The sequence below is a fragment of the Palaeococcus pacificus DY20341 genome (assembly GCF_000725425.1).
Classification (GTDB): Archaea; Methanobacteriota_B; Thermococci; order Thermococcales; family Thermococcaceae; genus Palaeococcus; species Palaeococcus pacificus.
The window spans coordinates 977,473-1,001,333 of sequence record NZ_CP006019.1; the positions used below are offsets into that span (position 1 = coordinate 977,473).

General features: G+C 43.9%; 21 protein-coding genes. 10 read left to right on the forward strand and 11 right to left on the reverse strand.

The window, feature by feature from the left end:
* Positions 1-15: 15 nt before the first annotated feature.
* From PAP_RS10405 to PAP_RS05450, 6 genes are all read left to right on the forward strand, one after another.
* The gene (locus tag PAP_RS10405; protein WP_330217319.1) at positions 16-2,796 is read left to right on the forward strand and encodes a glucodextranase DOMON-like domain-containing protein; all 2,781 of its coding nucleotides are present in this window, start codon (positions 16-18) and stop codon (positions 2,794-2,796) included.
* 66 nt (positions 2,797-2,862) lie between these two features.
* Positions 2,863-4,401 carry an ABC transporter substrate-binding protein gene (locus PAP_RS05430; protein ID WP_084177536.1) on the forward strand — a complete coding sequence of 513 codons (1,539 nt, stop codon included), beginning with the start codon at positions 2,863-2,865 and terminating at the stop codon, positions 4,399-4,401.
* A 122-nt stretch (positions 4,402-4,523) separates the two neighbouring features.
* On the forward strand, positions 4,524-6,365 hold the full coding sequence (locus PAP_RS05435; RefSeq protein ID WP_048165049.1) for an ABC transporter permease: 1,842 nt from the start codon (positions 4,524-4,526) through the stop codon (positions 6,363-6,365).
* A 10-nt stretch (positions 6,366-6,375) separates the two neighbouring features.
* The gene (locus tag PAP_RS05440; protein WP_048165050.1) at positions 6,376-7,440 is read left to right on the forward strand and encodes an ABC transporter ATP-binding protein; all 1,065 of its coding nucleotides are present in this window, start codon (positions 6,376-6,378) and stop codon (positions 7,438-7,440) included.
* A gap of 27 nt (positions 7,441-7,467) precedes the next feature.
* Positions 7,468-8,073: a DUF447 domain-containing protein gene (locus PAP_RS05445; RefSeq protein ID WP_048165051.1), complete on the forward strand. Its 606-nt coding sequence runs from the start codon at positions 7,468-7,470 to the stop codon at positions 8,071-8,073.
* 71 nt (positions 8,074-8,144) lie between these two features.
* Positions 8,145-10,199, forward strand: coding sequence for a metallophosphoesterase (locus PAP_RS05450; RefSeq protein ID WP_048165052.1), 2,055 nt, complete (start codon positions 8,145-8,147; stop codon positions 10,197-10,199).
* A 15-nt stretch (positions 10,200-10,214) separates the two neighbouring features.
* On the opposite strand, the gene PAP_RS05455 is transcribed toward PAP_RS05450, so the two are convergent.
* The 10 genes from PAP_RS05455 to PAP_RS05500 all read right to left on the reverse strand — a co-directional run bounded on the left by PAP_RS05455 (position 10,215) and on the right by PAP_RS05500 (position 20,311).
* Positions 10,215-12,119 carry a helicase C-terminal domain-containing protein gene (locus PAP_RS05455; protein WP_048165053.1) on the reverse strand — a complete coding sequence of 635 codons (1,905 nt, stop codon included), beginning with the start codon at positions 12,117-12,119 and terminating at the stop codon, positions 10,215-10,217.
* Positions 12,120-12,209: 90 nt separating this feature from the next.
* Positions 12,210-13,373, reverse strand: a complete 1,164-nt coding sequence (locus PAP_RS05460; protein WP_048165054.1) for an NAD(P)/FAD-dependent oxidoreductase — start codon at positions 13,371-13,373, stop codon at positions 12,210-12,212.
* Entirely contained in the window at positions 13,363-13,632 is a 270-nt protein-coding gene (locus PAP_RS05465) for a (2Fe-2S)-binding protein (protein ID WP_048165055.1), read from the reverse strand. The genes PAP_RS05460 and PAP_RS05465 overlap by 11 nt, the downstream gene beginning before the upstream one ends.
* A gap of 1 nt (position 13,633) precedes the next feature.
* Positions 13,634-14,140 (reverse strand): 4Fe-4S binding protein, encoded by a 507-nt coding sequence (locus PAP_RS05470; protein WP_048165056.1) that lies wholly within the window; start codon positions 14,138-14,140, stop codon positions 13,634-13,636.
* Complete coding sequence (locus tag PAP_RS05475; protein WP_048165057.1) at positions 14,137-15,573, reverse strand: FAD-dependent oxidoreductase; 1,437 nt, start codon at positions 15,571-15,573, stop codon at positions 14,137-14,139. The genes PAP_RS05470 and PAP_RS05475 overlap by 4 nt, the downstream gene beginning before the upstream one ends.
* Before the next feature lie 191 nt (positions 15,574-15,764).
* Positions 15,765-16,901 carry an NAD(P)/FAD-dependent oxidoreductase gene (locus PAP_RS05480; protein WP_048165058.1) on the reverse strand — a complete coding sequence of 379 codons (1,137 nt, stop codon included), beginning with the start codon at positions 16,899-16,901 and terminating at the stop codon, positions 15,765-15,767.
* Positions 16,894-17,181, reverse strand: coding sequence for a (2Fe-2S)-binding protein (locus PAP_RS10410; RefSeq protein ID WP_048165059.1), 288 nt, complete (start codon positions 17,179-17,181; stop codon positions 16,894-16,896). The genes PAP_RS05480 and PAP_RS10410 overlap by 8 nt, the downstream gene beginning before the upstream one ends.
* Positions 17,178-18,401 (reverse strand): FAD-dependent oxidoreductase, encoded by a 1,224-nt coding sequence (locus PAP_RS05490; RefSeq protein WP_052649084.1) that lies wholly within the window; start codon positions 18,399-18,401, stop codon positions 17,178-17,180. The genes PAP_RS10410 and PAP_RS05490 overlap by 4 nt, the downstream gene beginning before the upstream one ends.
* 117 nt (positions 18,402-18,518) lie before the next feature.
* Complete coding sequence (locus PAP_RS05495) at positions 18,519-20,135, reverse strand: sodium/proline symporter (RefSeq protein WP_048165060.1); 1,617 nt, start codon at positions 20,133-20,135, stop codon at positions 18,519-18,521.
* Positions 20,132-20,311: a hypothetical protein gene (locus PAP_RS05500; RefSeq protein WP_048165061.1), complete on the reverse strand. Its 180-nt coding sequence runs from the start codon at positions 20,309-20,311 to the stop codon at positions 20,132-20,134. Before PAP_RS05500 ends, PAP_RS05495 begins: the two co-directional genes overlap by 4 nt.
* A 173-nt stretch (positions 20,312-20,484) precedes the next feature.
* Between PAP_RS05500 and PAP_RS05505 the strand changes: the two genes are divergently transcribed.
* Positions 20,485-20,928, forward strand: coding sequence for a hypothetical protein (locus tag PAP_RS05505; RefSeq protein WP_330217297.1), 444 nt, complete (start codon positions 20,485-20,487; stop codon positions 20,926-20,928).
* Here PAP_RS05505 and PAP_RS05510 read toward each other — a convergent pair.
* Positions 20,921-22,084, reverse strand: coding sequence for an OBG GTPase family GTP-binding protein (locus PAP_RS05510; protein ID WP_048165062.1), 1,164 nt, complete (start codon positions 22,082-22,084; stop codon positions 20,921-20,923). The genes PAP_RS05505 and PAP_RS05510 overlap by 8 nt on opposite strands.
* A 116-nt stretch (positions 22,085-22,200) precedes the next feature.
* Here PAP_RS05510 and PAP_RS05515 point away from each other — a divergent pair, with 116 nt between their 5' ends.
* From PAP_RS05515 to PAP_RS05525, 3 genes are all read left to right on the forward strand, one after another.
* Positions 22,201-22,653, forward strand: a complete 453-nt coding sequence (locus PAP_RS05515) for an Lrp/AsnC family transcriptional regulator (protein WP_048165063.1) — start codon at positions 22,201-22,203, stop codon at positions 22,651-22,653.
* A gap of 87 nt (positions 22,654-22,740) precedes the next feature.
* Positions 22,741-23,241 carry a deglycase PfpI gene (gene pfpI / locus PAP_RS05520; RefSeq protein ID WP_048165064.1) on the forward strand — a complete coding sequence of 167 codons (501 nt, stop codon included), beginning with the start codon at positions 22,741-22,743 and terminating at the stop codon, positions 23,239-23,241.
* A gap of 149 nt (positions 23,242-23,390) precedes the next feature.
* The gene (locus tag PAP_RS05525) at positions 23,391-23,858 is read left to right on the forward strand and encodes a PspC domain-containing protein (protein WP_048165065.1); all 468 of its coding nucleotides are present in this window, start codon (positions 23,391-23,393) and stop codon (positions 23,856-23,858) included.
* The last annotated feature ends 3 nt before the right edge of the window (positions 23,859-23,861 follow it).

Consider the following 23,861-nt stretch of genomic DNA (forward strand, 5'->3'; position numbering starts at 1 on the left):
TTCTTGGTGAACGCCATGAAGAAGCTTGGTATACTACTGTCTGCTTTGATGCTTTTAGGGGTGTTTGGTGTTGTTTTTGCCAGTGCCGCTACAGTAGCTGTGGATCTGGCACACGGTGAAAATGATAAATATCTAGTTGGGGATGTTATTGACAGGGATACAAACGAAACACTTGCCCAAGGAATTATTCCAACTATAACTACAGTGGATTGGGCGTACATTGGAGACCCAGCACAAGCTGATGTTCTTGGAATCAAGAATTTGGGCGACAAAATTACGTATGACAGCTTAAAGGACGTTAAAGTCTTGATTATTGGTCAGCCTTCAAGCCCGTTTGACCCTGAGGAAATGGAGGCCATTGCTCAGTGGTTCAGCGAGGGCGGAAAGGTTCTCTGGGTTGCTGGTGACAGTGATTATGGAAGCGGAGTACAAGTTCAGGAGTATGTTGATACTCTTCTCGACCAGCTGGGTGTTAAGCTCAGGCTTGACTTGGCCTCAGTTGAAGACCCACAGAGCAATGCCGGTGCGGGTTACAGGGTTATCGGTCTTGTGAACCCTGATGAGAACACTCCTGGCAGGAGCATGCTTGTTCAGGGCTTCCAGCATGACGGAAAGGTTCTCTATCACGGCCCTGGTGTTGTTGCTTGGGTTGATGAGAACGGTGACTGGCATCCATTAGTTGACGGTGAGGTTCCTGAGGGTGTTTACAGGATTGTTAAGACTTCAGAGGCTGGAACTATTGTTGAGAACAACGATCCTGCAGCTAACATTTACCTGGCAGGTGACGAAGGAGTATTCACACTCCTAGCTGCCGAAATGGTTCCAGGTGAGAGTGGAACTAACGTCCTTATCGTTAGCGGTGAGTCTCCTTATGGTGACTACGAACCAACCTGGTCACCAAAATACCACGGAGTCGAGCTTGACGGCCCACAATTTGTCCAAAACATAATAACCTGGGCTATTATGCAAACAATGCCAAAGATGAAAATTGCCATCGATCTAGCACACGGTGAAAACGATAAGTATTTGACCGGAGACATTCTCGACTGGGATACTAACGAGACTATTGCCCAAGGTATTTTGGACACTGTAACATACTTTGAATGGAGCTACTTTGGAGACCCAGCACAAGCTGATGTTCTTGGAATAGAAAACCTCGGTGAAAAGATAACTCTCGAAGGATTGAAAGACGTTGATATTCTCATAATTGGTCAACCCTCAAGTCCATTTGACCCAGAGGAGATTGAGGCCATTGCTCAGTGGTTCAGCGAGGGCGGAAGGGCTCTCTGGGTTGCTGGTGACAGTGATTATGGAAGCGGAGTACAAGTTCAGGAGTATGTTGATACACTTCTGGATCAATTGGGTGTTAAGCTCAGGCTTGACCTGGCTTCAGTTGAGGATCCACAGAGCAATGCCGGTGCGGGTTACAGGGTTATCGGTCTTGTGAACCCTGACGAGAATACTCCTGGCAGGAGCATGCTTGTTCAGGGCTTCCAGCATGACGGAAAGGTTCTCTATCACGGCCCTGGTGTTGTTGCTTGGGTTGATGAGAACGGTGACTGGCATCCATTAATTGACGGTGAGGTTCCTGAGGGTGTTTACAGGATTGTTAAGACTTCAGAGGCTGGAACTATTGTTGAGAACAACGATCCTGCAGCTAACATTTACCTGGCAGGTGACGAAGGAGTATTCACACTCCTGGCGGCTGAGTTCACCGGTAACGGGCTCCTCATTGTCAGCGGTGAGTCTCCTTACGGTGACTACGAGCCGACCTGGTCACCGAAGTACCACGGTGTTGAACTCGACGGCCCACAATTTGTCCAGAACATGCTGAACTGGATTGCCAGCCAAATCGCCGGAATGGCTCCAGCTGAAGTTTTAAGTGATGTTGCTGAAATCGCTGACCCAGAGGGCGACGACTACGGACCAGGAACATATGTCTACCCAACAAACGGAGTCTTCGCTGGAGAGGGCCTCTTTGACATAGTTGACTTCAAGATTAAGGAAGGAACTGATAAATATGTATTAGAGTTCTACTTCAAGAACTTAGGAGGCAATCCATGGAACGGTCCAAACGGCTTCAGCCTCCAGATAGTCGAGGCCTACTTTGACTTCAAGGACGGAGGAAGCACAGACGCAATCAAACTTGCGGAGAACGGTCCAGGCTCAAATGTCGCTTTAGACCCAGAGCACCCATGGGATGTTGCAATCAGAGCCTTTGGATGGGGAGGAAACATAGTGCTTCCAGATGGAACAGTTAAGGACTTAACAGTTAGCGCTGACTTAAACAAGAACGTCATAAGGGTTGAGGTTCCAAAGGACTACCTCCAGATTAACAAGGACTACGGCCTCTATGGAGCAGTCATTGCCGGTTCACAGGATGGATTTGGAGTGGACACCTGGAGAACAGTTGCTGTTGATGCTGAGGAATGGAAGGGTGGAGGAGCTGACGCAAATGCAGTCATAGCTGGTGTGGCTCCAAGGGTCTACGACATCCTAGTCCCACAAGGATTCACTCCAACTCAAGAAGAAATGCTCAAGAGCTTTGATGCAGACAACGGAAAGCTAGCCGTCATTAATCTCATCCCGATAGTCGAGAGCGCAAAGCCAACACCTACTGAAACACCCACTATTTCAACCACAACTACAACGACCACTACAACAACTACCGTAACTGTGACTGAAACGACAACGGCAACCACGACTACTACAGCCGCTGGCGAGGGAGTTTGCGGTCCAGCTGCGATAGTAGCTTTGGCATTAGTACCATTGCTCATGAGAAGAAAGAGAGAATGATTTTTCTTTCTTTTTCCATATAATTTTATGAACTTTAACTTAGACCAACGCTCGGAGGTGAACTAAGTGAAAAAAATGCTTTCGCTTTTCGTTATACTTGCCCTTTTAATAAGTTCCTTAGCAGTCCCTGCAAAGGCTGCCGATGGAATTACCTTAGTTGTATTAACGAGGCATGACACTACAATACAGGAGCTTGCAAAGCAAGCCTTTTTGAAGAGCGACATTGCAAAACAATACAATATTGTTGACATAAAGTTTAGAAAGGCTCCAGAATCCCAGTGGAAGATATTCATAGAGAGAGGACAGGCAGATATAGGTTGGGGAGGAGGCCCAACACTTTTTGACAATCTCTACAAGCAAGGTTATCTAGTTCCCATCGACGATCCAAAAGTCTTAGGGCTGCTCGGCACGGATATTCAAGAAAGCATTGCAGGAATGCCCCTTGTTAGAAAAAGTGATGATGGAAAAGTGTATTGGATTGCAGCAGCTTTGTCCTCATTTGGTTTCACAATTAACAAGGATGTTCTAAAGAGGTGGAATCTTCCAGAGCCACAGAGGTGGGAAGAAATTGGAAGTGAAGTCTTTGCAATGGATCCTCCCCAAGTGGGAATAGCTGATCCAACGAGGAGTACTTCAAACACAAGAATTTACCAAATTGTTGTCCAAGCTTTTGGATGGGAAGAGGGATGGAAAGTTCTAACTTTAATGGCAGCTAATGCTAAGGTCTACGATGCGAGCGATGCCGTTAGAGAGGCTGTTATCTCAGGGGATATAGCTGTTGGAACGACAATCGACTTCTACGGTTATACCGCAATGAAGCTCAACCCATCTTGTGTTTACATAATTCCAAAGGGAGAGAGCGTTCTTAACGGTGATCCAATAGCATTGTTAACAAGCGTTCAGCACAAAGAAGCTGCTCAAGCGTTTATCTATTGGGTTCTAACAGAGGGACAAATGATTTGGCTAGATGACAAAATCAATAGAATGCCAGTTAACCCGGCAATATTTAACACTCCAGAGGGCCAGAAGAGACCTGATCTAAAAGCTGCCTATGAACTAACTCTCGAGACGCAAGGTATCCAATTTGACGATGCAAAGGCACTCAGCACAGAAAAGGCTCTACAAAACTACTTCAAGGCAACACTAGTGGATGCCAATCAAGAACTTCACAGAGCTTGGGTTTCTCTAGTTCAAGCTAAGAAGGAAGGCAAAATAACGGAAGATACCTACGAAAAACTAAAGGAGGAATTGTTAGCTCCTATAAGCTTTAAAGATCCAGACACAGGAGAGGTAGTCACATTTACTGAAGAGTATGCAAGTAAAATTAACGATAGATTCCTTACGGATGCCTCATTTAAGGATCAAATAACAAACGAATGGAGAGACGCTGCAAGAGCAAAGTATCAGAAGGTCCTAAACGACCTTAACAAAGCCATAAGCCAAGGTGGAACCTTAGAACCTACTACTCAACCAACAACTGACTCTCAAACATCACCAACTTCAACTACATCAGAAACTCCAGAGGAAGGTGGTGTCTGTGGACCAGCTGCAATTTTAGGATTTGCTTTATTGCCACTCTTAGCTCTAAGAAGAAAGAGAGAGTGACCTCTTTTTACTTTTTCTTGCCTATTTTTGAACGGTAAACTATTTAAATGTCCTTCTTGAAGAGGTAAGCACCGTAAATGTAATTAACGAGAAGTGCGTTTAACAAAGGGGAGGTGCTAAATGTGGCAAAAGTGAGTAAGTGGAGTGAGAAGTTGTTTGGTACACCATTATTCGAACCGTTAGTAGCATTTTCATACTTATTTCCTCTAATCTATCTGGCAATATTTCTAATAGTGCCTGTGGTAACAATGCTCTTAATCGCCTTTAGCTATGAAGGAACACCGTCACTGCATTGGTTTAAGAACATTTTAAGTTCAAGTTACTATGTTCAATTTCCTCCACAGGGTGACTTCGTGAATAAACAGATTACTGCAACAGGAGAAACAGTATATCTCTTACGTGGCATTGACTTTGGAGTCATTGTAAACTCACTGCTCGTTTCTGGTATTGTGACAATACTGGCTTCTCTTTTGGGAACAATTTTCGCCTTTGTGATGGCAAGATACGATTTTAGAGGTAAGAACTTCTTTAGAATAGCTCTTTTTGTTCCCCTCTTGGTTACTCCATTCGTAAATGCATATGTAATTAAAAGGATGTTTATTGAGTATGGTATTGTTAACTACATTCTCCACGATATACTTCATCTGCTTCCATTTAGGATTAAAGTAGACGGTCTAGTGGGTGTGGCAATAGCACAGGCGATGGCATACTATCCGATAGTCTATTTGAATGCTTATGCAAGCTTTATAAACATAGATCCCACTTTAGAAGAGCAAGCTGAAAACTTGGGAAGTAAAAGCCTACATCTCTTTAGAACAGTTACTTTTCCGCTAGCACTGCCGGGTATAGCAGCGGGTGCTACGTTAGTGTTCATCTTTAGTTTGGAGGACTTGGCAGCCCCGATTGTATTCCACGGTGATCCATTGGCAAAGAAGCTCATGTCATTCCAAATCTACAGCAAATTCTTGGGTGAGTTTGGAGAAAGAAGTCCTGAAATTGCTGCACTCTCCATCATAATGCTAGCGTTAGCTATTTTGGCATTCCTGGGTATTAGAAAATATGTGAGCTTGAGACAATATGCAATGCTGAGCAAAGGTGGAAGGTGGAAGCCAAGAGTTAGCAAGCCAAAACCCTGGCAAGCAGTGTTGATATATGCATTGCTCCTACCAATGCTTCTCTTCACAATATTCCCACAAATTGGTGTCGTCATGCTATCCCTTGCAAAACAATGGAGTGTAACAGTTCTGCCCAATGGTCTTACCTTGAACTGGATAAAGGAAATGATAATAAAACCTGAGGTGAGGAGTGCTATTATCAATAGTCTGACATATGCAGGGGCAGCAGTTATAATGATAATCCTCCTTGCAGTAACATCATCTTATGCCGCTGGGAGATTCAAGGGAGCGCTGAGCCCAGTGTTAGAAAGTATAGTTATTCTGCCAATGGCAGTTCCGGGTATAGTCGTGGCAATGGGATACTTCTACTTGTTCTCTTCACTCTTCCCAAACACAATATTGGATCCCATTAGCATAAACTTCAACCCTGCATTAGTGCTTATAATAGCGTACTCCATCAGACGTCTTCCCTTTGCTGCCCGTTCCGTCTTCGCTGGCCTACAACAAGTTCATGTATCGCTAGAAGAGGCTTCAATGAATCTTGGTGCATCTAGATGGAAGACAATCTCAGGTGTTCTCCTGCCATTGATATCACTAAACGTCTTTGGTGGAGCTATGTTGAGCTTCGTCTACTCAATGAGTGAGACGAGCACAAGTATCACATTAGGTGCTCTCGTTACAGAGAGACAGCCTATGACGGCGTATATGGCGGACGTTATGATGTCCGGAGTGGGTAGCGTCCATGTGGTGGCGGCTTTAGGTCTGCTCTTAATTATAGTGCAGATAATCGCAATTGTGCTCGTCAACATGATAACTAAGCAGAGGTACTCATTCATAGGTTTGACATGAGGTGAGGGAAATGGTTAGCGTCAAGCTCGAAAATATTGTTAAAACCTTTGGCGAAACTGTCGCATTAAAAGGCATTGATTTAGAAATAAAGCACGGTGAGCTCTTTACACTTTTAGGCCCAAGTGGATGTGGTAAGTCAACAACTTTGAGGATAATTGCGGGGCTGGATTTCCCAGACAGCGGTACAGTCCACTTCGACCAAGATGACGTCACATACATGAGTTCAAGTGAGAGAGGGGCAGTGTTGGTTTTCCAAAACTACGCATTGTGGCCTCACATGAGCGTCTATGATAACGTAGCTTACGGTTTAAAGTTAAAGAAGCTTTCAAAACAAGAGATTGACCAAAAAGTTAAGTGGGCGCTTGAGTTGGTGAGATTGACAGGCTTTGAGGATAGGTATCCTACACAACTGAGCGGTGGACAACAGCAGAGAGTTGCGATAGCGAGGGCATTAGTTGTTGAGCCAAGAATTCTCCTCTTGGATGAGCCACTCTCAAACTTGGATGCAAAGCTTAGACTTGAGATGCGTTCTGAAATAAGGAGAATTCAAAGGGAGCTTGGCATAACAGTGCTCTACGTTACGCACGACCAAGAAGAGGCAATGGCAATAAGCGATAGACTGGCGGTCATGAACGTTGGAACTGTTGAGCAGGTGGGAACGCCAAAGGAGATATACGAAGAGCCAAGAACAGAATTCGTTGCATCATTCATGGGCAAGACGAACGTCGTTCCAGCAAAAGTTGTGGATAGGGAAGGAGACAAAGTCAGCGTTGAATTTGAAAGCTATAGAATCGATGGATTGACTTATACTGAGAAAAGCGACGATGTAGTCATCGTAATAAGGCCGGAGCGCATAAACCTTCACCCTGTTGATAATGCAGTATCTATTACAGGAAAAGTCGACCTTATAGAATACTACGGCTTCTTCATCGAAGTCGTGGGAATGTTCGGAAATACAAGAATCATCTCAAGAACAATAGGTGATAAAGACATTAAGAAGTTAAGGCCACAGGGAGAAGTCACTTTCTATATAAACAGAGAAGACATCTTAGTGCTGCCCAAACAAAATCTGTAGCCTCTTATTCTTTTTTATGGTGGTTGTATGCTCGAGATGTTTGAAGAAGGGAAAGTTTACGAGGTTTTGCTTCTCACCAAATCCAATCTAACTCCTGTTGGAGTCGTTAGAAGGGGTGATAAGCTTTATTTTAAGCTCTTTGGCGGGAAAAGTGCCCGAGAAATAAAAGAGCATCCCTATGCGGTGATTCAAATTACTCAAGATGTTGAGCTTTTAGTTAAGAGTGCTCTAAACTTCCCTGTTGAAGTGGAGTTTGAGATGGCTAAAAAAATTCCGCTGAAGAGAGTTAAAGGACTTCCCGCGATAGAGGGTAGAGTTGAATGGAGTGAGGAGGAGTGGAGCGACGAGCTTGGATGTGTCAGGGTTTTAAAGTGCTCACTAACCCCCATTTATCAAGAGCTTTTTCCTCTCCCAATAAGGCCATTAAGTAGGGCAGATTATGCACTTCTTGAGATGGCGGTTTATCTAACGAGGCTTTTTGTTGCAACAAGAAAGAACAAAGTTGAGCTTGCAAGGAATATCTATGGGGAAATTTGGAAGCGCTATCAACAATACAGACGATTCGGCGGTAAAAATGAACTTGCGGAAAAAATAATAGGTCTGAGCTTCATATCAATGCGCTGGAACACTTAATACTCAAATTTGAGCACCGTAAAGAGGAAACCTTATATCTTATGGCCGCTAATTTTTTTGTTGGTGATACCATGAAGAAGGCAATGGCCTTAATTTTAGCTTTGATGATGTTTTCTTTAGTTCAAGTAAACCCAGTAAGGGCTGAGATATTTCCAAGCGACGTTTTAAAGTTTCCAGCTACGGGAAGTCCCGCAATAGCAAAGCCCGGAGAAACTATAATGGTTCAAACTGTTGAAGGGGTAGAAATTACAAAGCTCTCAATTGTCTCGATCCTAGACGGCCCTTACGACCTTGAAATTATCAAAAAAGATGGAAACACTATTGTGGCTAGGATACCTAGTGACATTCCTGCGGGGAGCTACTTCCTTCAGGTGGAGTCAAATAAAGGAGATGCTGTAATACCAAACGGCGTTGTTGTTTATGATGAGTATCCTAAGGTTCTCAGAATTTGGCATGTTAGCGATTTGCACGTCACAAGCGGATCCAAAGTAGGATACGTTAGCGGTGAAAAATTCTGCAGGAGTTTGGACAAGTGTGGAGAAAATGCCATTCCCCTGAAGAGCTACTTTGCAACGGACAGCGCTTTAACTTACGGTGCTATGAGCAGTGATGTAGACCTAATTGTGGCGACCGGTGATGTGGTAGACACTGCTGGGGATATCGGTGGTTACAAACTTCTAGTGGATACCATAGAAAATGCCGTTGCTACTGGAAAGCCAGTAATATTCGTCAAAGGAAACCACGATGACCCACCGAACTATTACACAAAGCTCATTGGATTGACAGACTTTAACATAACCATAGGGAAATTCCTCATAATAGGTTTAGATTCTCACGGAGATCAAGCACACCCAGATATGAGCCAATTGGAGTGGATGGAGAGCGTTTTAGAGGCGAATCCAGATAAGATACCAATTATTTTAGTGCACCACCCCTATTGGTACAAGACCCCCGAGGGAAGGAGCGGAAGGATTGAAGGTTACAGCGTTGCTGACGACTGGGACACTATTGCTCCTTGGGTAAGCTACTACTGGATTGGCGGCCCTGAAAGGACAAGTGAGGAGATTGCAAAGCGCTTCCTTGAGGATGTGGAGAAATACAACATTAAGCTCGTCCTCAGCGGTCACGTCCACGCCGACTATGTCCAGGTTTATAAGGATAAAAATGGAAATGAGCACTGGTTTGTTACATCAACTACTACAGGTGCCCCGGATAAGAGGGAAGAGGACAACTGGTATGGCTCAAGGATAGTTGAGATAGATGAGAACGGCAACGTCAAGTTGCCATACATTGAAGACATGTTTGGCACAATATTTGGACCTCTAAGCTCACTCCCAGTCCCACAGGAGTTCATAGTATTTAGAAAAACAGGTGAAGACGGAAGCGGGGTTAAATTCATTAACGAATACAAGGAGATAAGCGGGAAGTTCGTTTTAGTTGCTCCAGAAGGAGCTAAAGTGGATGAAGATGCAACAGACATTGATTACAAGCTCTTAGGTGAGAGGACAATTGGAGATAAGCACTACATGCTCTTTGAGATAACAGTTCCTCTTGGAGAGCACCAATTAGTGGTGAGCAAAGCTCCCGACAACCAAGAGCCTGCTGTAAAGATAGCTTATACCTCGCCATCAAAGATAAAGGCAGGTAAGCCCTTCAAGGTTTACTATAAAGCCAGCGACAACATTGGAGTTAAAGACACTTACGTTGAGATAATTGTCAATGGAGAAGTCAAAAAGTACGCGGCGATCCCGACGAAGGGAGACCCCAACAGTGACTACTTCTTCGCCCAGGTGGACGGCGTTGATAGCGAGGACTTCATAATCAGGGCCGTTGCAATAGACTTCAACGGTAACAAAGCTACCGCCGAGAAGGTTATTGGAAGCCCACAGACCACCACAACATCAAGTACAACCACCACTACCACGACAACTTCAAGCACCACAACCACATCAAGCACAACTACAACGACTACCACAACTACTACAACCACTACCACATCAACTACCAGCACAACGACCTCCCCAAGCCCAAGCACAACAACCACCGAAGAAAAGGGAACATGCGGTCCAGCTGCGATAGTAGCTTTAGCATTAGTACCATTGCTCATGAGAAGAAAGAGAGAATGATTTTTCTTTCTTTTTTCATTTGTAGAACCTCTTCAAATAGAGCTTCATTCTTTCGAGGTTTACCACGCGCATTGAATCAACCATCCAGTCTGGCAGATCTCTCTTTATGTTTCCCCAAGAAGCCCTGTAATCTAAAATAACCACTGCTCCTTTATCCTCCTCGCTCCTGTGAACTCTGCCCGCGGCTTGGGCCAATTTTCGATGGGCCGGCAGATAATAACCGTAGTAGCGCCCTTTATTGGGGAACTTCTTTTCAAAGTACCTTATTTGGGCTTCAACTCTTGAAGTAGGTCGTGAATATGGAATTCCAACCAAAACGACTCCGTTCATTTCATCGCCTACGTAGTCCTGCCCTTCACTGTTCCTTCCACCCATTACACCTAGTAAAACTCCCCCTTCCTCCTTTGATGCCTCCTTGAATGCCCTTACCATACGATCGTTTTCTCTGGATGGAGCGTTTCTCTTCTCAATGAATACTCTCTTTCCAACCTCTTCCTGGATCCTCAGGGGCAGATTTGCCGAGATTAATCCCTCCAATACTTCATAAGATGCGGTAAAAACGCCGACATTCTTTGGGATTAGCTTTGATGCCTCGACTATGTAGTCTGCCATTTTTTTATAGTTCTCCATGCTCCTCTCTGCTCCTCTCGTAGAAACATCTTTGGCAACTAAAACTAGCGCGTTTTCACGCTTGATCATGCGGGGAAACTTCTTCAGCTTTCCTGAGATGCCCATAATGTCCCTGAATGCTTCCATCGGTGAGAGAGTCCCTGACATGAATATGGCTGAGCGGACGTTTTTAATTGGCTCAAGAGCCTTTGAAGGGTCTAAAGCAACGAGCTCAAGGAAGAAGCCATTGTTTCGGCTCAGCATAAATAGATAGTCTTCCCTATCTTTGAGCATAATCCATGAAAGGAGGAACTCTCCAACCCTGCCTATGTAAGAGCGGGGGGGTTTATTCTTCTCTATCTTGTCCTCTCTAATTGCATCCCCTACTTCCACCATTTCATTGAGGAACTTAATAAGGAAGCGGGAGTTTATGTTTAGCACCTCGTGGAGGTGTACGAATAGGGATTCTGGAGTTATAGGCACTTCCTCAATGCTGTAGGCCTCAAGCTTCTCGGTAAAGAGCTTCTCAACACCTCTCAAGAACACGCTCAAAAAGTTGGCTATCTCATGCTCGTTGTACTCTTCAGCCTCTTTAATAGCCCTTGAAATGCTGATGATGCTTAATTTATCGCTTAAAGCATTTATGGCTTGGTTGGGGAGGTTGTGAGCCTCATCAAAGATGACTATCAGGTCAGACGTATCGAGATCAAAGTACTTCAAGAAGTTCTCTCTAATTGGCGGGCTTATCATATAGAGGTAGCTTGCCACTATGACGTCCGCTTTGAAGGCAACCTTTCGGGTAAGCTCATAAGGACAAAAATCAAGCATTTCGGAGTACTTTAAAATCTCTGCAGGCTCAGAAGGGTTTCCCAAAAAGTAGTTGGCAATCTCATCGAACTCCTCTTTTTTCTTTTTGACGTTCTCATAAAAGCTACATCTCTTAAGCTCCCTGAGGTTTTTACAAACTATCATAGCGTTGTAGGCATCGGGTGCAAAGTTGAGAATGTATGTGTGAAGGCAGAGGTCTTTTCGACTCCTAAACCCAACGCCACTTACGGGAGTTTTTGCATTTATTGCCTTTAGCTCTTCAATGACCCTATCCATCTGCTTGTGCGTCCTAGCCAAATAGAGCACTTTATATCCCAGCTGCTTAGCGTAGGGCAAAACTCCAGCCAAGACGCTGATTGTCTTTCCAAAACCTGTTGGAGCTTCTATTATGATGTTTTCTCCATTCCTAACTGCTTCATCCACTAACTTTATGAACTCCTTCTGATTGGGCCTAAGCTCTCCGTAGGGAAAGTAGTCGCTCATGGGCATCACTCATGGGTTTAAGCTTTGAGAATTGATACTTCTCGACACTTTATAAATGCTGTGAAGCTTAAAAATAAATGGAGAAAAAGCTCACCCAATCTGGAAGGCTGAGCTCCTAAGCTCGCCGCGCTCAAAGCGGTGAGGGTCGTACCACTCCCAATCGAGAGGTACTTTGCTCTTTCCTTTAGCTATCAGCTCTGCCATGGCCTCTCCAACAGCTGGTGCCATCATGAAGCCGTGGCCCGAAAACCCAGCAGCAATATAAAAGCCTTCCAAGTGGTTGATTTTTCCAATAGCTGGGTTGCTATCGGGCGTTTTTGCATAAAAACCGGCCCACTGTCTTAGAACATGGACATACTTTAGAGCAGGCACTATTTGGGTGGCCCACCTCAGGACACCACGCATGAAGTCGTATGTGGGGCTTACATCGTCTAAGTTCTTTGGAACGCTCTCAATTCCAGAGCCGCATATAACTCCCCCATCTTCGCCGTCTTGAATGACGTATGAGTCGTTCCACGCTGGCGGACAGACGAGGGGCTCAATTTGACCTGGCGCTAGGGGTTCAGTCTTTATCAGCTGGTGTTTGTAAGCTTTTATTGGAATGAAATCCCTATCTAAACCAGCCATTTCGTTTATGAGGGGCGCCCAAGAGTTAGCCGCGTTTACAACAACATCTGCTTTTATGATGCCTTTGGAGGTTTTCACTCCCTTAACACTGCCGTCCTCTACAATTATGTCCTCCACAGGAGTGTATTCATAAATTTCAGCCCCAAGCTCTTTGGCCTTCTCTGCATAAGCAAAAACCGTCTTGAATGGGTTGGCTTTTCCGTCCTCTGGATTCCAAGCTCCTCCTAAAAATGGCTCCGTGTTTAGAGGGGGAACTATCTCTTTGGCTTCTTCGGGAGTTATGAGCCTCGTGGGAACACCGAATTTATTCTGCAAAGCTATGTTCCTCTTAAAAGCCTCGATTTCTTCTTCACTCGTTGCCAAGAATAAATATCCAGTCTGCTTAAAGTTTACATCATACTCGAGCTCTTCGCTAAGCTTTTTCCACCTCTCAACACTGTACTTCATGAGCTTTATATTGGCCTCATCAGTAAACTGGGCCCTAATTCCAGTAGCGCATCTAAAAGTGGAGCCATTTCCGAGGTAGCCTTTTTCAAACACAGCGCATTTAACCCCAAGCTTTGCTAAGTTGTAGGCTATTGAAAGCCCTATAACTCCACCGCCAATGACAACGACGTCAGTCTTCATTCATCTCACCCACCAAAATACCTATTGGAACGGGTCTTATGGGAATTCTCGTCGCGGGAAGCTTAATCTCCTCAACGCTCTTTCCGGTTTTTCTAGCCAAAATGCTGACTACTAGCGGTAGACACGTCCTTCCCTGACATGGTCCCATCCCAATCCTTAGAATACGCTTTATCTCTTCGATATCGGTGATTCCCTGCTCGATGAGTTCTTCGATTTCCTCAACTGTTACCTCATTACACCGACAGATTATCCTGACCATGCTACTCCCCCCTAACTCTAACAGCCCTAACATCCCAAGCGAGCTCCAACGGCATTTCCACAGTTATTATCGGCGTATCTCCCTTGCTCCTCTCTCTTGGAATCAGCGTAACTACTTTTCCTCTTCCAACCTCTTTTCCTTCCCTGTTTAAGAGAACCACTTCTTCACCGACCTTTGGAACCGGCAGGAGCTCATGGGGCATTGTAACCCTTGCTTTATCCCCCAAATAGTGAACCATGAAAAATGCCAATCCGGGGCAGATTTGAACACACAAAGAGCATCCGATGCACTTTTCGTAATCAACTCTTGGAACCGCATTTGGGTTTTCCATGAGAACCGCGTTAGTGGGGCAAATTTCTTTACAGGGAGTACATGGGATTTCTTGAGGACATTCCGGAACCGCAACGGGCTTAGCTCTTAAACGCTCTTCACTTGGAAGCCCGACATAGTTTTTGAGTTCCTCAACCGTTAGATAGCCCTCACGGAGAAAGTGCGGGATTTCGCTCATTTTATCACCACCTTCTTCAGGCCCTCAAGGACGTGCCTTCCAAATGGGCCACTCCTAAATTCATTTAGCGCTTCCTGGGCCTTCTCAATTTCATTTAGCCACTCGGGAGCTGCTACACCTATGCTCAATGCCGCAGCAATTCCAGCGACTTTACCTTCAAGCATGGCCGTTGTTGCCTCTTCTATCCCCGCAGAATCACCTGCGACAAAGATCCCTTTTATTGTCGTCTCCATCCTATTATCCCTGCACACCACGTGCCCTCCAAGCTCCCTAGCGTAGATTATTTGACATCCCACTTGATGGAGAATCTCTATACTCGGCCTAAGGCCGACAGCCAGGGCTATTACATCGACATCAAAGATTTTCTCCGTTCCCGGTATTGGCTTCCAATTGTCGTCTAGCTGAGCAACAACCGCTCTCTCTACTCTCTCTTTCCCCTCGGCTCTTAGAATAGTATGTCTCGTTAGAATTGGAATCCCCAAGCGTCTGACTTTAGCAGCGTGAACGAAATAGCCTCCAACTTTTGGCATGGCCTCAACTATTGCTTTAACCTCAACACCTGCCTGTACAAGTTGATATGCCAAAATTAAGCCCACATTACCAGCACCAACTATTAAAACTCTATCTCCTGGTTTTACCCCATACGTGTTCATTAGAGTTTGAATTGCTCCAGCGCCGTAAACTCCGGGTAAATCGTTGTTCTCAAAAGGAATCATGCGCTCCATAGCTCCTGTAGCCACTACGACAGCTTTTCCCCTAAACTCCATAAGCTCCTTATTCTTTTTGACTGCCACAACGAGCTTTTCTTCCCCATCTTGAAACATTGCTATAGCTGAAGTCTCCATAAACACTTCAATGTTCTCCCGCTTCTTAAGCTCCTCTTCAAGTATCTCTGCTATCTTAATACCCCTAACTCCAGCGAACTGCTCCCTCTTTCCAAAGAACTTGTGCGTCTGTTTAACTAATTGACCGCCGAGCATGGGGTTTTCATCGAGCAATACAACTTTTGCACCAGCATCGGCTGCGTTTATTGCTGCCATTAGGCCAGCTGGCCCTCCTCCTATCACAATTATATCGGCGTTCACTTTTTGAGCATCTTTCCACTTCGGCGGCTTAGCGTCTCTTGGCAGCTTTGGCTTGTCCACCTGCTTCTCTATCCTCATGCCCTCTTCGACTAATGTTATACAAGAGCGGACATTTGGAATTCCATTGACTGCAACCAAACAAGAGGAGCACTTCCCTATTGCACAGAAGAGTCCTCTCGGTCTTTCCCTCTTTTCGCTCGTTTTGTACACCCAAATTCCTGCCGCATGAAGCGCCATTGCTATTGTTTCCCCTTCGTATGCTTCTATCGGTTGTCCTTCGAAGTATATCGTTACTTTCTTGCCCCGTCTATAATCGAAGTTTAGAATAGGATGTTCATTGAGGCGCATAGACTTTCACCAATGTAAATAGATGTGAATAGCTTTATGAGTGTTTTTTCATAGAAATGTTATGCACCTTTGGTTAGAAAAGCACTTTCTACGGTTCATCGTGCAGTGTTTTGCTTGTGCTGAGCTCACTAACTTTGAGAGATTACTACAAAAAGCAAAGATAAAAATGGGGGATAAACCCTGATCGGGCATCATCCCATTTGAATTGCCTTGGTTCTGAGCTCGCCCTTCTCGAAACGATAGGGGTCGTACCACCAGAGCGGTAATTTGGTTTTGCCCTTCGTTATTAGTTCCGCTAAAGCTTCTGCAACGGCAGGAGCCATCATGAAGCCGTGGCCAGAGAATCCAGCAGCAATATAGTAGTCGTTTATCTCCTCTATCCTACCTATTGCAGGATTGCTATCGGGTGTTTTTGCGTAAAAACCAGCCCACGTTCTAAGTATCAGCAAATCCTTTAAAGCGGGGACTATTTTAATAAAGTTCTTGCTGACTTCCTTTACAAACTCATAAGTTGATGTTAGATCATAAGTAGGGCCGTATTCAAGCCCAATTCCACCTACTATTCCTCCATGGGCCGTTTGAGTGAGGTAGGCGTGGTTGTGCTTAAAGGATATAACCATTGGATTAATCTGTCCCTGTCTTAATGGTTGAGTGATAACCGCTTGGTGCTTGTAGGGCTCAATAGGGATTTTGATCGGAACTTTTGCCATGGCATTTATGAGCTTAGCCCATGCATTTGTAGCGTTGATTACTATACTTGTCCTGAAGAGACCTCTATTAGTCTTAACACCCTTTATTTCACCGTTTTCCATAACGATGTCCTTAACTTCAGTGTATTCGTGTATCTCTGCTCCGAGCTTCTTAGCTTCTTGGGCAAAGGCTATGGTGGTCTTGAAAGGATCGGCTTTTCCATCAGTTGGATTCCATGAGGCCGCTAAAACATCCTTTGTGTTTAGAGGAGGCACTATTTCTTTGGCTTCTTCTGGAGTTATGAGTCGTGTGGGAATGCCAAACCTGTTTTGGAGAGCTATGTTATGCTTGAATTCTTCAACTTCTTTTTCATCATAGAGCAAAAACAGATAGCCCGTTTGCTTAAAGGGGAACCCAAACTCTTCGCTATATCTTTTCCAAAGCTCGACTGAACGCTTCATCACCTGGATATTGGCTTCATCGCCAAACTGTTGCCTTATTCCCGTTCCGCACCTAAAAGTTGAGCCTGAGCCAATGAAGCGCTTCTCCAAGATTATAACATTTTCACCTCTCTTTGCGAGCTCATAAGCTAAAGTTGCCCCAATAATGCCGCCGCCTATGATTGTTATCTCACTCATCGCTGACCACCTTCATCTTTACTGGCTTAATCGGCATCCTTGCGGTTGGGAGGGCTATCTCTTCCATTTTCTTTCCAGTCCTCTTGCTAATAATTTCGGCAGCCGTTACTATGCAAAACCTCCCTTGGCAGAAGCCCATTCCAACGTGGGTTAAGCGCTTTATTATCTCCAAATCAGTTATTCCTTGATCAACAACGTCTAATATGTCCTTGAGCGTTACGTCACATCCGCATACGAAGGTCTTCTCGGGGTCAATCTTATTGAGGTCAATCTTTATCATAATCTCACCTCCTCCAATAAGGCTGCCTTATCCTTAACGTGTTCCAAGAACTCTTCCTTCAGCTCTTTGCTTCTATTCTCTATGCCAAACGACTCCAAAATGTACGCTCCGACCAATCTTCCTTCCAAGTAGTTCTCATAGTGTCCCTTTACCCAAGAAGCACTTCCTGCAATGTAAATACCATCAACAACTTCATTCTTAGAATTTCTAAGTGGTAAATATCCACCAAGCTCTTCTACATATTTTATTTTTGCTCCCACCTGTTGGGCTAAGTTTATATCCGGCCTCACGCCTTCGGCGATTATGATGGAATCCACCTCGTAAACATTGCCATCCTCATCAACAACCATCTCAACACTATTCTCTCCTTCCGCCCTCACTATGGGCTTTTCAATGACTATGAAGTCTAGTTCTGCGTTTTCAAGCTCTCTAACGATTTCTTGAGTGTGGCTTCCAACAACGGCTATTCTGTTCCCCGGTTTAACTCCCCAAACATTGATGACCTCTAGCGCGAAATCCTGACGGAAAATCCCTGGCATCTCATTGTTTTCAAAAAGAATGTAGTTCGGTATTGCACCCACGGCTATAATAACTCTCTTGGCTGTGATCTCAAAAAGCTTATCTCCCCTTGCAGCTACAACTAAGAAAAAGTCTCCATCTCTAATAACTCCTAAAGCAGTCGTCCCTGTAAAAGTCTTAACCCTGTTCAGCTTTTCCACGAGCTCTTTCTTAACCATCTTGGGTGCTTTTCCACCAAAACCCTCAATTGGGGTGCTCCTTCTTCTGAGCTCTCCTCCTAAAGCCCCTTTTTCTTCTATTATTACAACATTGAGCTTCTCTTGGATTTCTAAAGCTGCGCCTATTCCCGCGGGCCCTCCCCCTATTACAACAACATCCGCTACATGACGCTCCACGCCGCCTCCAGCACCGGGAACTTCTTGGAGTCCTTCCATATAGCTCTGCATTTCAATTTTCATGCCTTCTTTAACCTTAGTTTTTCGTGCATCTTGATTTTTAACGCCATTTATAGTAACCAACGCTGGGCCAAATGTGAAAGCACCTCTCTTCCTTCCACCACCGCTTAGTGTAATCCACCTTATTCCATTCGCCAAAAGGGCAATTGCAATGGGTTCTCCTTTATATGCTTCCAGTGGTTTTCCTTCAAAATAGATTGTCACTTTTTTAGAAGGGTCTTTTTCGTATAAGTCAAAGGGCCTCATAGTATTTCACCTATGCTCAAGTTTTTACATCAATAAAATATCATCTCATGCTTATAAACTTTAATCTTAAAACTTTAGGTTTTAAACTAAAGGTTAAGAAAAGAGAAAACAGAGAAATCAAACAAGTCCAGCAGCTTTAACAAACTCAGCTACATTTTCAACTTGGCTCTTTGCCCTTGTCTCCATGATGCTCTTCTTTCCGCCTTCAATTGGAACTTTCTTAAAGAGCTTCTCGTGGGTCTCAACGACATCCTCTGGTGGCTTTGTAAGTAAGCTCACTATGATAATTATCAAGAGCGTTATGAAGAAGTTCACGAAGAACACTGGCACATCTTGGAACCAGCCGCCGATTGTTCCAAATATTCCTGGTGCATCGGAATGGAATGCCCATCCATATATCTTAGCCTCTAAGAGGACTTCTGAGAGCAGACCATAAGCCATTCCAACGATTCCTGCTTCCTTTGTAACGCGCTTCCACCAGAGGCTGAGTGTTAAAATTGGCCCAAATCCAACGGCTAATCCTCCCCAAGCTGTTGCTACCATTTGATAGACTATTTTACTTCCACGCATAGCCCAATACATAGCTAAGATGGCTATCGCTAGGACTACAATCCTACCAATGTTGACCATTTGCTTCTTTCCGAGCTCTTTTCCGAGCACTTTGTGGTATAGGTCTCTTGAAACTGCTGAAGAAGCTACAAGCAATTGTGAATCTGCCGTACTCATGATGGCTGAGATTATACCCGCTATGATAAAACCTGCTATCCAAGAGGGCATTAACTCAAGAGCCATTGCGGGGATTATTCTCTCTGGGTCGCTTACTTGTAGTATTCCTCCCTTAACCATTGCAAATCCTAAAAATCCTGCAAAGAAAGCTCCCCATAGGACAATGATGGTCCAAATGCCGCTTATGAATATACCGGGCCTCCTAAGCTTTCTTGGGTCTTCAACGCTCATATACCTCGTGACTATGTGGGGCTGACCGAGGTAGCCAACTATCCATGATGCATAACCTATAGCAAATATTAAAGCTGCTACCCCAGCTGCGCCTCCAAATGGATGAATGTGATTGGGATCAACTTGACTCATTATCTCTGTGGCTTTTTCAAGTCCTCCAACCTTCGATAATGCTAAGAAGGGCACGATTATCAATGTTAATAACATGAATAATGCTTGAACGACATCAGTCCAAACAACGGCGAAGAATCCTCCTGTAATAACGTAAGCTGTCAAGATTATCACTGTTATTAATATTGCAGTATTAACATTTATTCCAAATGCTTCGGCGAGTGCTTTACCACCAGCTGCGAACTGAGCGGCAACATAAGCTGTCATGAAAACAAGGATAATTAAAGCACCTATCACTCTTATTAGCTTAGTGTCATCTTTTAACCTTGCTTCGATATAGTCTGGAACCGTAATTGCTCTAAATTTACCTGCATAGATTCTAAGCCTCGGTCCGATTAAAACATAATCTGCTAAGGTTCCAAAGAGGCATCCAATCGCTGCCCAAAACGCTCCAAGACCTGCTTTAAACGCCGCACCGGGATAACCAAGCATTAACCAACCGCTGAAATCACTTGCTTTATCGCTAAGAGAAGCAGCCAATATGTGAACCTTTCTTCCACCGACGAAATACTGGTCTTCAGTCTTAGTGTATTTATTAGCCCACCAACCGATGTAAGCTAAAATACCCAGATATACCAAAAATCCAAGCAAAACACCGGTGTTCATGCTTTACCCTCCTTTTGTAGTTCTTTAACAAGGTCTTCGTCGTAGGCCAAAATCTCATCGTCCACATAGTACTCTTTTCCAGTTATTTTGTCCCAATAGCCATACAGCACCATTACCAAAATTCCCAAAATGGTCGGGATAATCAGCGTTGCCCAAGCTGCTCCACTAAGCCCCATGTTTTCACCTCCAAGGACATAATGCAGCACTATAGTACTGCATTGTGTTTTTTGGTGGTTGATATATATAAAGTTATTTCCTTGGCCTTTGGAGAATTATGCCAAAAATTTGTGAAACACACTTCATAGATAATATTTTAAATTTGCCAATACAATATTTAAGAGGTGATAAAATGATGAAGGTTAAAGTTATGAGGCCTATTTTCAAACCAGAAGAACCGGCTAATTTTATATTATATCCATATTATGTATTTCATTTGAAACTCTTTTACAAACGTATTGGGAGGGAAGATAAAGAGTTTGATTACTTTGCCTATGTTGATTGTTATCGCTTTGGTGTAGAGAGGGGAGATGGATTCATTGAAATTCAGGAGTGGAATGTAAGAGAGGATCAAATCATGGAGGAACTTGTAAATAAAGAGAAGGCACGAGAAAAAGCTCTTGAAAGCGCTTTCCAGTGGGGAAACTTAAGGGTTATTTCCTGGTGGACACCGAGAATTGAAATGATTAAGGAAGAAAAAGTGTACAAAGTTTTTTGGATATTTGAAGAGGAGGGAGAGAAATATATCATGGACAGCTTAACTGGAGATAAATTTAAACTAAAGGATCTCACCTAATGTGGAACTCCACTATATCGCCATCCTCCAAAACGTGCTCTGCACCTACCCTCTGGCCGGGGAACTTCACGCTCTTTCCCCAAACTCTTGCATACTTAAAGTTCTTTGCAAAGTCCTTGTGGACTTTTTTAGCGACATCTATTACTGTTGAACCTTTTTTCATTGGGATTGGAGGATATGCGGGCTCTTCACCGGGAGACTTTGTGAACACTCTCACAATACCAGCGAGCTCATAGAGCGTCTCTTTTAAATCTCCGAGCTTTATTTTCTTTCTAGCCGAAACTGGAATTATTCTAAACCTCTCGCCATAAGCCTCCACAAGCTTCTCGTATCTCTCCTTGCTCCCCGGAGCATCTCCTTTATTCGCAATGATTATGGCTTTCTTCCACACCAGGCTGTTGTCAAGGGCCTCAGAGAAGTCTTCTAAAGTCACGGGCTCTTTAACGGTAATTTCTGCACTGTGTATCTTTTCTTCCCTGAGCATTTTCATAACTTCACTTATGTCTCCTTGGATAAGCTCCTGACCGTTGATGACAATACCGCCCATGGAGGTTCTCTTTATCTCAATCCTAGGCTTTCTCTTGTTTACTTTAATCCCTGCTCTCTCAAACTCCTTTAAGAGTATCTCCATCTGCTTAATTGGATCTTGAGAAAGGTCAACTACAATAGCTATGGCATCTGCGTTTCTAATTACGGCCAAAAGCTGAGTTCCCATACCTTTGCCCAAAGCAGCACCTTCAACGAGTCCGGGAACCTCAACGAGCTGAATTTGAACATCTTTATGGAACATCATACCGGGAATTGGCTCAACAGTTGTAAAAGCATAGTCCGCAACATCAACATCTACGTTGGTGAGCTTCTTGAGAAGGGAGGACTTTCCAACATTGGGTAATCCTACGAGAACTATTTGAGCAGCACCTTCCTTTCTAACGCTAAAAGAGTATCCCCCACCCTTCTTTTGGGCCTGCTGTTTTTCTAGTTCTTTCCTAAGCTCCGCTAACTTGCGCTTGATTTGAAGCCTGAGCTTCTCTGTTCCCTTGTGCTTTGGAACAGTAGCATACATTTTTTCTAGGGCCCTTATCTTTTGAGGAATTGTCTTTGCTTCTTTGTACTCCTCTTCGGCTTTTAGGTACTCTATAGTGACGTTGGTGGGCATTTCAACACCCCCTTTCCCTCGCCATTACTCTTAACTCGAGCCTTTTTATAAACCTATGGTAATCACTTTGCGCCAAATTTATAAAGTCTATCGAAAAATTTTAGACAGGTGATGTCATGAGGGCCACTCTTGATGAGATTGATAAAAAGATCTTGGCGATCCTTCAGAGAAATAGTCGAACCCCTCTCAGAGAGATATCAAAAGCAGTTGGTTTAGCTGAGTCAACCATCTATGAGAGGATTAAAAAGCTTAAAGACAATGGAGTTATAGAGAGATTCACGGTAATCTTGAATCCAGAGGCGTTGGGCTTTACTATGCTCTCTTTCATTCTAATAAAATCAAAAGCTGGTATGTATGCTCAAGTTGCAAAAGAACTAATGAAGTACTCTGAAATTGTGGAAATTTATGAAACGACTGGAAACTATGACATGGTAGTGAAGATTAGAACGAGGAGCAGCGATGAGCTCAATTCATTTTTGGATAAGATTGGGGAAATTAAAGGAGTTGAAGCAACTCACACGATGGTGGTCTTAAAAGCACATAAAGAGACAACTGAGCTTCCCCTTTAATTACTCACTTTTGACCTTTTATGAATGGAAATGCTTATAACTGTTCTTTTTCTAATTCTATTTGAACGTTATTATGGAGGTGTTGAGATGAAGGTGTTGTTTTTAAGTGCGGACGGATTTGAGGATTTAGAGCTGTTCTATCCTCTCCACCGCATAAAAGAGGAAGGGCATGAAGTCTTCATAGCGAGCAACAAAAAGGACTACATAACCGGAAAACATGGCTATTCTGTAAAAGTTGATTTCACTTTCGATGAAGTTGATCCAGACGCTTTTGATGCTCTCGTTTTGCCGGGAGGAAGGGCGCCTGAGCTTGTTAGGATACATGAAAAGGCTGTTGCAATTGCCAAAAAGATGTTTGAGGATGGAAAGCCTGTTGCTTCAATATGTCACGGCCCACAGATTTTGATTTCCGCCGGTGTGCTCAAAGGAAGAAAGGGAACGAGCGTGATAACTATTAAGGACGATCTAATAAACGCTGGAGCGGAGTACATAGATAGTGAAGTCGTTATTGATGGTAATTGGGTTAGCTCAAGACATCCTGGAGATTTGTACGCTTGGATGGGAGAGTTTGTGAAGTTGCTCAGATGATTTCTCCATGCTCTTTTTGTGTTTTAACTTTTCCATTGCGTAAAAGTTATATGTCCCGACTTTGTCTTATTATTGATAGATGCCTAATGGTTAGGACTAACCGGTTGGGTTTTAACCTTTGAACACATAACCGAAATTGGGGTGAAAAAATGGGAAAAAGGCTTTACAGAAGCAAAAAAGAGAGAATGTTTTTGGGAGTGTTGGGGGGAATTGCAGAGTATCTCGAAATAGATCCAACGATTATCAGGATAATTTATATCCTTTTGCTAATTGCAAGCGCTGGAACCGCTATACTGCTATACTTTTTGCTGGCAATAGTTATGCCCGAAGAACCGGGAGAGGAAGTTACTTTCGAAAAAATCCCTGGTAAAGTAGAAAAAATAATCAAAGAAGTTGATGAAACTATAGACAGCGTTACTAAAAAGGACATTGAAGAGCTGAAGAATATTAAAATTGCGGAGAAAGATGATACTAAGTTCTTTGCGCTGATTCTTATACTCCTTGGTTTTGCCCTAATAGCAAGCAACTTGAACATCTTTATGCCTTGGTTCTCGTTTAAGGTCCTCTCAGCTCTGGTGCTCATACTATTTGGCATATACCTGCTGGTGAGGGGATGAAAG

Bases quoted from the DNA above. Each gene is read 5' to 3' on its own strand.
- PAP_RS10405 (WP_330217319.1), top strand. From the start codon at position 16: ATGAAGAAGCTTGGTATACTACTGTCTGCTTTGATGCTTTTAGGGGTG.
- PAP_RS05440 (WP_048165050.1), top strand. From the start codon at position 6,376: ATGGTTAGCGTCAAGCTCGAAAATATTGTTAAAACCTTTGGCGAAACT.
- PAP_RS05445 (WP_048165051.1), top strand. From the start codon at position 7,468: ATGCTCGAGATGTTTGAAGAAGGGAAAGTTTACGAGGTTTTGCTTCTC.
- PAP_RS05450 (WP_048165052.1), top strand. From the start codon at position 8,145: ATGAAGAAGGCAATGGCCTTAATTTTAGCTTTGATGATGTTTTCTTTA.
- PAP_RS05455 (WP_048165053.1), bottom strand. From the start codon at position 12,119: ATGAGCGACTACTTTCCCTACGGAGAGCTTAGGCCCAATCAGAAGGAG.
- PAP_RS05460 (WP_048165054.1), bottom strand. From the start codon at position 13,373: ATGAAGACTGACGTCGTTGTCATTGGCGGTGGAGTTATAGGGCTTTCA.
- PAP_RS05465 (WP_048165055.1), bottom strand. From the start codon at position 13,632: ATGGTCAGGATAATCTGTCGGTGTAATGAGGTAACAGTTGAGGAAATC.
- PAP_RS05470 (WP_048165056.1), bottom strand. From the start codon at position 14,140: ATGAGCGAAATCCCGCACTTTCTCCGTGAGGGCTATCTAACGGTTGAG.
- PAP_RS05475 (WP_048165057.1), bottom strand. From the start codon at position 15,573: ATGCGCCTCAATGAACATCCTATTCTAAACTTCGATTATAGACGGGGC.
- PAP_RS05480 (WP_048165058.1), bottom strand. From the start codon at position 16,901: ATGAGTGAGATAACAATCATAGGCGGCGGCATTATTGGGGCAACTTTA.
- PAP_RS10410 (WP_048165059.1), bottom strand. From the start codon at position 17,181: ATGATAAAGATTGACCTCAATAAGATTGACCCCGAGAAGACCTTCGTA.
- PAP_RS05490 (WP_052649084.1), bottom strand. From the start codon at position 18,401: ATGAGGCCCTTTGACTTATACGAAAAAGACCCTTCTAAAAAAGTGACA.
- PAP_RS05495 (WP_048165060.1), bottom strand. From the start codon at position 20,135: ATGAACACCGGTGTTTTGCTTGGATTTTTGGTATATCTGGGTATTTTA.
- PAP_RS05500 (WP_048165061.1), bottom strand. From the start codon at position 20,311: ATGGGGCTTAGTGGAGCAGCTTGGGCAACGCTGATTATCCCGACCATT.
- PAP_RS05505 (WP_330217297.1), top strand. From the start codon at position 20,485: ATGATGAAGGTTAAAGTTATGAGGCCTATTTTCAAACCAGAAGAACCG.
- PAP_RS05510 (WP_048165062.1), bottom strand. From the start codon at position 22,084: ATGCCCACCAACGTCACTATAGAGTACCTAAAAGCCGAAGAGGAGTAC.
- PAP_RS05515 (WP_048165063.1), top strand. From the start codon at position 22,201: ATGAGGGCCACTCTTGATGAGATTGATAAAAAGATCTTGGCGATCCTT.
- pfpI (WP_048165064.1), top strand. From the start codon at position 22,741: ATGAAGGTGTTGTTTTTAAGTGCGGACGGATTTGAGGATTTAGAGCTG.
- PAP_RS05525 (WP_048165065.1), top strand. From the start codon at position 23,391: ATGGGAAAAAGGCTTTACAGAAGCAAAAAAGAGAGAATGTTTTTGGGA.